This window comes from Phenylobacterium sp. (assembly GCF_019636135.1).
Classification (GTDB): Bacteria; Pseudomonadota; Alphaproteobacteria; order Caulobacterales; family Caulobacteraceae; genus Phenylobacterium.
On sequence record NZ_JAHBYD010000027.1, the window covers coordinates 63,936 to 72,009 of the forward strand.

An 8,074-nucleotide genomic window follows, 5' to 3' on the forward strand; every position below is an offset into this window, starting at 1 on the left:
CTTTCCCTGGCTAGCTGAACAGGATGGACGAGAGCTTGCGGCGGCCCTGCCTGGCCACGTCCGACACCGGGCCGGCGGCCTCGAAGATGGTGAGGAGCTGCTTGCGCGCCGCCTGGTCGTTCCACTCGCGGTCGCGGCGGATGCTTTCGAGCAGCGCGTCGGCCGCCTCCATCATCCTGCCGGCTCCGGCCAGGGCCTTGGCATATTCCAGGCGCGCCTCGTGGTCGTCGGGGTCCCTGGCGAGGCGGGCCTCGAACTCGGCCGTCTCCGAAGGCGCCTCGGCGGCCAGGGTGAGGGCCGCGCGCACGGCGTCGATGTCGGGGTCCCTGGCGTCGGGCGCGGCCATCTCCAGCACCTCGGCGGCGCGCTCCAGGTCGCCCTGGGTCTGGTAGAGGCGGGCGAGGCCGCCGATGGCCTTGGCGTTGCCCGGATCCATCTGCAGCGCCTGGGCATAGGCCTGGGCCGCGCCGCCCAGGTCGTTCAGCGCCAGCGACTCCTTCGCCATCCCGATCAGCTCGTCGATCGGCGAGCCGCCGCCCTGCTTGGCCAGGCGGTCGACGAACGACTTCACCTGGCTGTCGGGCAGAGCGCCCATGAAGCCGTCCACCGGCCGGCCGTCCACGAAGGCGAACACCGCCGGGATCGACTGCACGCGAAGCTGGCCCGCGTAGGCGGGGTTCTTGTCGATGTCGATCTTGACCAGCTTCACCGCGCCCCTGGCGGCGACCACGGCCTTCTCGATGGCCGGGCCCAACTGGCGGCACGGGCCGCACCAGGGCGCCCAGAAGTCGACGATCACCGGCGTCGTCTTCGACGCCTCGATCACGTCGGCCACGAAGCTGGCGTCGGTGGCGTCCTTGATGAGGTCGGCCGGCGCCGGCGCGCCGCCTTGGTGGGTTTCCCCGATGAGGGTCATGCCCGGTGTCCTTGTCCCTTGAGTGCCTGAGAACGTCTCGCGCCCAAGATGGTCGCAAGTTGGGCCGATCGCTACCGCACGACGGCCATCGTGTCGAAATCAACCACGAGCGGGACCACGCCGACCGCCGCGAGGAAGCGCCGGAAGCCCGCCTGGCCGACGCCCGTTGTGGCGGTGTTGGTCAGCGGATGGAAGTTGACGATGCCGGCCTCGGCGAGGGTCCGGTCCAGCACGAACCGCACCCGGCGGTCCCGGTCGTTGACGAGGCCGAAGGCGGTGACGGAGCCGGGCGTCACGCCCAGCGTCGCCGCCATCAGCTCGGCCTTGCCGAACGACAGCCGCGCCGACCCGATCACGGTGTGCAGGCGCTTCAGGTCGATCTCGGCGTGCGCCTCGGCCGAAACGAGCCAGAGCTGGTCCTTGGCGTCCTTCAGGAACAGGTTCTTCGTATGGGCGCCCGGGATCTTCTGCTTGATGTTCCCGCTCTCGCCGACGGTGAACACGGCCGGATGCTCGTATGTCGAGTGTTCGACTTTCAACTCTACCAGAAATGCGAGGAACTCGTCGCGGGACATCATGCCTCGCCTTAGCCGAGACTGACTGAAGCGTCACCGTTTTCGCCGAAGATTCGCTTTTCGGGTGATTCTTGTTCGTCGAGTTTCCAACGTTAGTGTATGGTTAAGGTATGGACCGGGCTAGCTATCGGGTGGGTCCGGAAATCGGGGAAGTTTCATGAAGAAGCTTGTTCTCGCGGCCGTGTCCGCGATTGCGTTCGCAGGCGTGGCCTCGTCCGCCAACGCTGCGATCGTCGTCTCGGCCGCCGTCGCCGACGATCTGCACGGCGCCACGCTCGCCGCACACAACCAGATCATGCTCGACAACTTCGACGACATCGACAGCCCACTGACGTCCTATGTCGGCAACATCATCGAGTATCCGGACGAGTTCCAGGATCCGATCTCGACCAGCGCCCCGCCGCCGTACTCGGGCGGCATCATCATCGGCGGCGCGGCGAACCCGGTGGACAACACGAACTATGCGTCGGTGCAGGGCGGCACGTCCGCGACCTACACGCTGCTCGGCGGGGCCACCCTGCGCGGCTTCAGCTTCTACATGGGCTCGCCCGACACCTACAACAAAGTCACCTTCTTCCATGAGGACGGCGGCTCGACGGTGTTCGAGGGCGCCGACATCTGGGGCGGCGACCCGCCCGGCACCGGCGACCGCACGCAAGGCTTCCGCGTGTATTACAGCTTCGGCACGACCAAGGTGACGAGCATCAGGTTCGAGTCGTCGGCCGACGCGTTCGAGTACGACGGGCTGGCCGGCATCGTGCCCGAGCCCGCGACCTGGGCCCTGATGATCGGCGGCTTCGGCATGGCCGGCGCCATGATCCGCCGCCGCAAGGCCGCCCTGGCCTGATCGCCGGCAGACGGACCTGACAAGCGAGGCCCCGCCCACCGGCGGGGCCTTTGCCGTTCCGGGCGGCCGTTTCGCGGTGGACGCGGTCGCGCGCCGGGGCTTAAGGGTCGCGCCAGACAAGCGTGGAGGTCGCGTGAGCCAGCCGCCCATGGAACTGGAGTGTTTCCCGGTCACCGAACGGCCGCCCGAGCTCGTGCCCGGCCGCCCGCAGCGCGCCTGGATGGACAACTTCACCGCCCGCCATCCCTACCGCTGCCTGCCGCTGGCCATGGCCAACTCCTCGGGCTGGGAGCTGCTCTGCCCGATGTCGTTCACCGCCGAGTGGAACGGCGGCAACATGCAGGCCGACATCACGCTGCGGCCCGATACGCCGAACCCCGACTTCCACAAGCTGGCGTCCAGCCACTTCAGCCACGGGGTGCTGACCTTCCACGCCGGCTACCTGTTCCGCACGCCGCCCGGCTGGTCGATGCTGGCCCAGGGGCCGCCCAACCACGTGAAGGACGGCATCCAGCCGCTGGCGGGCGTGGTCGAGACCGACTGGCTGCCCTTCCCCTTCACGATGAACTGGATCTTCACCCGCCCCGGCCGCGTGCGCTTCGAGAAGGGCGAGCCCTTCTGCTTCATCACGCTGCTGCAGGACAGGATGCTGCACGACATCCAGCCAGTGATCCGGCGCATGGACAGCGACCCGGAGCTCCGCCACCAGTACGACGTCTGGGAGAAGCACCGGTCCGAGTTCAACCAGAAGATCTTCCGCGGCGACCCGGAGGCCACCAAGGCGGCCTGGCAGCGCTACTACTTCAAGGGCGAATTCCCCGAGGAGGTGGACGCCCCGAACCCGGAAGGCCACGTCAACAAGCGCCGCCTGAAGACCCCCAAGTTCCGCTGACGATCGGCCCGCCGCTTCGCCTGAAGGCGCGCCGACGCCGCCGCTTCGCGACCGCGTCATTCGACCGCTTGCAATGCGAAAAGTGGTCTGTCATAAGGCCGCCTCTCGCACGGGGACGCCCATCGGTCCCCACGGAGCGCGGGCGTAGCTCAGGGGTAGAGCACAACCTTGCCAAGGTTGGGGTCGGGCGTTCGAATCGCCTCGCCCGCTCCAGATTTTCCGGTCGTCGACAGCTTTGCGGCGCCGCTTCGGCGGTCGCTGGCGCGTGTCCGTGGGCCGCCGCGATGGCCGCGCGTTTCGCGCGTCGGCGCCCCGCCTCCCCAAACTTGGCCATAACCATCTGATACGGCGAAGCTTTTGAGCTTCTGGTCGCGACGGGATGTCGCGGTTCTCGAGGGGAATCGGCGCGATTCGACACCGACATGGCCAAGCTGCTTATCTAAGCCTTAGCCGTCCTTCGCGTATGCGTCTTCGTATCAGTCCGTGGGCGTGAGGGGGCCGAGGCATGCGTGGGGGTTTCCGATGAGCGTGATCGCGGTCGGCGACACGGCGGCGCTGGGCGCCGCCCTGAAGACCGCGCAGGCGGGCGACGTCATCGCGCTCGCCGCGGGCCGCTACGACGGCGTACGCATCAGCAAGATCGACGTCGCGGGCGCCGGCGTCACGATCACGTCGCAGGACCCGAACGCCCCGGCCGAGATCGCGGGCCTCACCGTCCAGGGGAGCGCCGGCCTCACCTTCCGGGACCTCACGATCCTGTCGCAGCCGGGCGCGGATTCGTCGCCCAACGCGGTCAGCGGCAGCGCGCGCATCGCCTTCGACCAGGTCTATTTCCACGGCAGCCTGGACGACGACCCGACCAACGACGCGGGGGGCCTTCAGGTCCGCAGCAGCACCGACGTCAGCATCACCAACTCGACGTTCGAGCAGCTCTACTGGGGCGTCAGCCACCTCGACGACACGCGCCTGACCATCAGCGACAACGAATTCCACGACCTGCGGATGGACGGCGTCCGCGGCGGCGGCTCGTCGTTCGTGACCATCGCGCGCAACAGCTTCCGCGACTTCCACATCAAGGAGGGCGACCACGGCGACGTCATCCAGTTCTGGACCACCAACACCACGTCCTCGGCGCACGACATCCTGATCGAGAACAACATCTTCGTGCGCGGCGACGGCTACATCGTCCAGGGGATCTGCCTTCGCGACGAAGTCGGCGACCTGCCCTACGAACACGTGGTCATCCGCGGCAACCTGGTGGCCGGCGCGACCTTCAACGCCATCACGGTGGGCAATTCCCGCGACGTCACGCTCGAGGGCAACATCGTCCAGTCGTTCGACGACCACGACGCCTATATCCTGCTGCGCAACGTCTCCGGCGCGACGGTCGACGGCAATTCGGCGCTGAAGCTGAAGATCCTCACCTCGACGGACGTCGTCGAGACCGGGACGATCCACGCGTCGGCGGTGTCGGACGCCGGCGCGGCCGTCGTGCGCCAATGGCTGTCCGGCAACATGTCGGCGATCACGGGCGGCGCGGAGGACGACGTCCTGCGCGGCAGCGCCACGGGCAGCGTGATCCGCGGCGGCGAGGGCGACGACGTGCTGCGCGGCTCCGCGAACTTCGACGACATCAACGGCAACCAGGGCGACGACACGGCCTCGGGCGGCGCCGGTGACGACTGGGTGGTCGGCGGCAAGGGCGACGACCGGCTGTCGGGCGACGCCGGCGACGACCTCGTCTACGGCAACCTCGGCGCCGACACCTGCGAAGGCGGCGCCGGTAATGACACCCTGCGCGGCGGGCAGCAGGACGACGTGCTCATCGGCGGCGCGGGCGACGACTACCTCTCGGGCGACCGGGACGACGACACCATGACCGGCGGCGCGGGCGCGGACACGTTCCACTCGTTCGGCGAGGCCGGCATCGACCTCATCACCGACTTCGACTTCGCCGAGGGCGACCGCCTCGTCCTGGACGCCGGCACCACCTACTGGGTCGCGCAGAGCGGCGCGGACACGATCGTCGGCATGATCGGCGGCGGCCAGGTGATCCTGGCCGGCGTCGCGGCCTCGTCCCTCGGCGAGGGGTGGATCACCGTCGGCTGAGCGGGGTCGCCGAGGACTCGAACGGAAGCGGTCGCCCAATCGAAAGCCCTCCTCCTCCCCCGGGACGCTCCGACGCAGAACTTCGTCCGCGCCGGCGTCGTCCGCTGGGCCCTGGCGTCAGGCGTGCGGGTGCGCGGCGCTGTAGGCGCTGAGCAGGGCGGCTGCGTCCACCTCGGTGTAGCGCTGCGTGGTCGAGAGCGACGCGTGGCCCAGGAGCTCCTGGATCGAGCGCAGGTCGGCTCCGGCGCCCAGCAGGTGCGTGGCGAACGCGTGGCGCAGGGCGTGCGGCGTGGCGCTGGCCGGCAGGCCGAGGCGGCTGCGCAGCGTCTGGACGGTCGCCTGGACGTGGCGGGGCGACAGCGGCCCGCCCCGCCTGGCGCGGAAGAGGGCGTCGTCCGCCTCGATCGCGAACGGGACCTCGGCGAGATAGGCGTCGACCGCGGCGCGCACGGCGGGCAGCACCGGAACCATGCGGGTCTTGCCGCCCTTGCCGGTGATGCGGAGGAGGTCGCCCAGCGGGGCGTCGGCGCGCCTGAGGCCGAGCGCCTCGGAGATGCGCAGGCCGCAGCCGTAGAGCAGGGTCAGCACCGCCTGGTCGCGGGCCGCCTCCCAGTCCTCGCGGTCGGGGTCGAGGCCCGGCTCGGCCAGCAGGCCCGCGGCCTGGTCCTCGGTGACGGGCCTGGGCGCGCCGGGCTTCACGCGCGGGCCGCGGACGAGGGCGATGGCCGGGTTGGGCGCGTCGAGCCGGCGGTCGAGGAAGCGGTGGAAGGTGCGGATGGCGCTGAGCGCCTGGCTGAGCGAGCGGGGCGAGAGCGGACGGTCGCCGGAGCGCAGGTGCGCGAGCCAGGCGCGGATCTCGGCGGGCGTGACGCCGGTCATCGCCGCGACGCTCAGGCTCTCGCCGCGGTGCCGCTCGAGGAAGGTCAGGTAGCGCTGGGCCGCGAAGCCGTAGGCCTCCAGCGTCCGCGGCGAGGCGCGGCGCTCGTGGGCGAGATGCTGCAGCCAGGCCTGCCGCGCCGCCTCCGCGGTCCTGGGGGCGCTCAGAGCAGCGGCCATCGCTCGGCCGTGCGTTCGGCGACGCGGGCGAGGAAGGCGACCAGCTCGCTGCCCATCTCGGGCGTGAAGCCTTCCGGGTCGTGCGAGCCGAAGGCCAGCAGGCCCTGCCGGGCGGGCTCCCAGATCGCCATGCGCACCATGGCCATCGAGGCGATCTCGCCGGCGTCGTCGCCGAAAAGGCCGAGGGCTGTCGGCGCGAAGCCCATGCGGGCCAGCCGGTGCGGGCCGTCGAGGATCAGGTCGACCTGGCCCTGGACCAGGCCGCGCCAGCCGGCGGGCGGCAGGCCGTCGCATTCGAGCGCGATCACGCCGGCGGCGAGGCCGAAGCGCGTGCGGGCGACCTCGTCGACGCGGCGGGCGAGGTCGGCGTTGTTGCGGGCGTCCAGCAGGTCGACCACGGCGCCGTGCGTCTGGGCCTGGGCGGCGAAGTTGGCGCGCGCCACCTCCTCCAGCATCTGGCGCTGCTTGGTCTCTTCCTGGTGCGCGGCGTGGACGCGCGCGAGCGGCGCGAACTCCACCACGTTCGACGTGGCGACCGTCAGGCCGAGCTCGGCCAGCAGGCCGTCGTCGCCCTTCAGGAAGTCGGGGTTGTCGGCCAGGAAGCGTCGCACCTCGGACGGATCCAGCGGGCTGGCTGCGAAAAGTTCACCCTGCGACCCGTCCATGGCGCCTCGACCTCTACAAGATGGACTGTCCGGTCTTGGCCCAGTCCGCCATGAACTGTTGGAGCCCCCGTTCGGTTAACGGATGCTTGAAGAGCGCCTGGAAGACGTCGGGCGGGATGGTCGCGCAGTCGGCGCCGGCGAGCGCCGCCTGGGTCACATGCGCCGGCGTGCGGATCGAGGCGGCCAGGATCTCGGTGTCGAAGTCGTAGTTGTCGTAGATGGCGCGGATCTCGGTGATCAGGTCCATGCCGTCGGCGCCGTGGTCGTCCAGGCGGCCGATGAACGGGCTGATGTAGGTCGCGCCCGCCTTGGCGGCGAGCAGCGCCTGGGCCGCCGAGAAGCAGAGGGTGACGTTGGTCTGGATGCCCTCGGCGGCGAACTCGGCCGTGGCGATCAGGCCCTCGCGGGTGAGCGGGACCTTCACGACGACGTTGGTGGCCACGCCGGCCAGCTTGCGGCCCTCGGCCAGCATGCCCTCGACGTCCATGGCGGCGACCTCGGCCGAGACCGGGCCGTCCACGAGGCCGCAGATCTCCGCGATCACCTCCAGCATATTGCGTCCGCTTTTGGCGATCAGGGATGGGTTGGTGGTGACGCCGTCGACCAGGCCCGTGGCGGCCATGTCCTTCAGGACGGCGGTGTCGGTCGTATCGAGGAAGAGCTGCATCGTGATCCGTCTCTTGTTCGCGCCGCTTGTAGCTGCGATGCGGTGGCTCGCAAACCTATGAGCCGCATCGCTTCCGTCCTGATCCCCATGCCGCTGCCCGAGGCGTTCGACTACGCCGAGCCGGAGGGCATGGGCCTGGAGGCCGGCGACCAGGTCGCCGTGCCGCTGGGGCCGCGGCTGATCCGCGGCGTGGTCACCGACCTTCGCGACGCGACGGGGGGCAACCGGCCGCTCAAGCCCGTGGCCGAGCGGCTGGACGATCCGCGCCTGCCGCCCGGGACGGTGGCGTTCGTGCAGTGGGCGGCGCGCTATGCGGTGGATGCGCCAGGCCAGCCGCTGGCGATCGC

The 8,074-nt window shown here is 70.2% G+C and carries 8 protein-coding genes, 1 tRNA gene and 1 pseudogene; 5 read left to right on the top strand and 5 right to left on the bottom strand.

Going from position 1 to position 8,074, the window contains the following annotated elements; translation table 11 throughout:
* Window positions 1–10 precede the first annotated feature (10 nt).
* Window positions 11–916 carry a co-chaperone YbbN gene (locus KF737_RS17535; RefSeq protein ID WP_296457859.1) on the bottom strand — a complete coding sequence of 302 codons (906 nt, stop codon included), beginning with the start codon at window positions 914–916 and terminating at the stop codon, window positions 11–13.
* Window positions 917–987: 71 nt separating this feature from the next.
* On the bottom strand, window positions 988–1,494 hold the full coding sequence (locus KF737_RS17540) for a prolyl-tRNA synthetase associated domain-containing protein (protein ID WP_296457863.1): 507 nt from the start codon (window positions 1,492–1,494) through the stop codon (window positions 988–990).
* A 154-nt stretch (window positions 1,495–1,648) separates the two neighbouring features.
* Here KF737_RS17540 and KF737_RS17545 point away from each other — a divergent pair, with 154 nt between their 5' ends.
* From KF737_RS17545 to KF737_RS17560, 4 genes are all read left to right on the top strand, one after another.
* Window positions 1,649–2,338, top strand: coding sequence for a PEPxxWA-CTERM sorting domain-containing protein (locus KF737_RS17545; protein ID WP_296457866.1), 690 nt, complete (start codon window positions 1,649–1,651; stop codon window positions 2,336–2,338).
* A gap of 148 nt (window positions 2,339–2,486) precedes the next feature.
* Window positions 2,487–3,230, top strand: coding sequence for a DUF6065 family protein (locus tag KF737_RS17550; RefSeq protein ID WP_296457891.1), 744 nt, complete (start codon window positions 2,487–2,489; stop codon window positions 3,228–3,230).
* A 138-nt stretch (window positions 3,231–3,368) separates the two neighbouring features.
* Window positions 3,369–3,443: transfer RNA gene (locus KF737_RS17555), tRNA-Gly, on the top strand.
* Window positions 3,444–3,752: 309 nt separating this feature from the next.
* Complete coding sequence (locus tag KF737_RS17560) at window positions 3,753–5,339, top strand: right-handed parallel beta-helix repeat-containing protein (RefSeq protein ID WP_296457869.1); 1,587 nt, start codon at window positions 3,753–3,755, stop codon at window positions 5,337–5,339.
* Window positions 5,340–5,456: 117 nt separating this feature from the next.
* Here KF737_RS17560 and KF737_RS17565 read toward each other — a convergent pair whose 3' ends face one another.
* From KF737_RS17565 to fsa, 3 genes are read right to left on the bottom strand one after another with little or no spacing between them, the layout of a single operon-like run.
* Window positions 5,457–6,395 carry a tyrosine recombinase XerC gene (locus tag KF737_RS17565; RefSeq protein WP_296457873.1) on the bottom strand — a complete coding sequence of 313 codons (939 nt, stop codon included), beginning with the start codon at window positions 6,393–6,395 and terminating at the stop codon, window positions 5,457–5,459.
* Window positions 6,380–7,060, bottom strand: coding sequence for a DUF484 family protein (locus KF737_RS17570; RefSeq protein ID WP_296457876.1), 681 nt, complete (start codon window positions 7,058–7,060; stop codon window positions 6,380–6,382). Before KF737_RS17570 ends, KF737_RS17565 begins: the two co-directional genes overlap by 16 nt.
* A gap of 13 nt (window positions 7,061–7,073) precedes the next feature.
* Window positions 7,074–7,727 carry a fructose-6-phosphate aldolase gene (gene fsa / locus KF737_RS17575; RefSeq protein WP_296457879.1) on the bottom strand — a complete coding sequence of 218 codons (654 nt, stop codon included), beginning with the start codon at window positions 7,725–7,727 and terminating at the stop codon, window positions 7,074–7,076.
* Between the two features lie 57 nt (window positions 7,728–7,784).
* Between fsa and KF737_RS17580 the strand changes: the two are divergent.
* Window positions 7,785–8,074: pseudogene (locus KF737_RS17580) on the top strand (primosomal protein N'); the annotation flags it as partial.

Excerpts from the sequence above, each read along its gene's own strand:
- KF737_RS17550 (WP_296457891.1), top strand. The coding sequence starts at position 2,487 with ATGGAACTGGAGTGTTTCCCGGTCACCGAACGGCCGCCCGAGCTCGTG.
- KF737_RS17570 (WP_296457876.1), bottom strand. The coding sequence starts at position 7,060 with ATGGACGGGTCGCAGGGTGAACTTTTCGCAGCCAGCCCGCTGGATCCG.
- KF737_RS17535 (WP_296457859.1), bottom strand. The coding sequence starts at position 916 with ATGACCCTCATCGGGGAAACCCACCAAGGCGGCGCGCCGGCGCCGGCC.
- fsa (WP_296457879.1), bottom strand. The coding sequence starts at position 7,727 with ATGCAGCTCTTCCTCGATACGACCGACACCGCCGTCCTGAAGGACATG.
- KF737_RS17540 (WP_296457863.1), bottom strand. The coding sequence starts at position 1,494 with ATGATGTCCCGCGACGAGTTCCTCGCATTTCTGGTAGAGTTGAAAGTC.
- KF737_RS17560 (WP_296457869.1), top strand. The coding sequence starts at position 3,753 with ATGAGCGTGATCGCGGTCGGCGACACGGCGGCGCTGGGCGCCGCCCTG.
- KF737_RS17545 (WP_296457866.1), top strand. The coding sequence starts at position 1,649 with ATGAAGAAGCTTGTTCTCGCGGCCGTGTCCGCGATTGCGTTCGCAGGC.
- KF737_RS17565 (WP_296457873.1), bottom strand. The coding sequence starts at position 6,395 with ATGGCCGCTGCTCTGAGCGCCCCCAGGACCGCGGAGGCGGCGCGGCAG.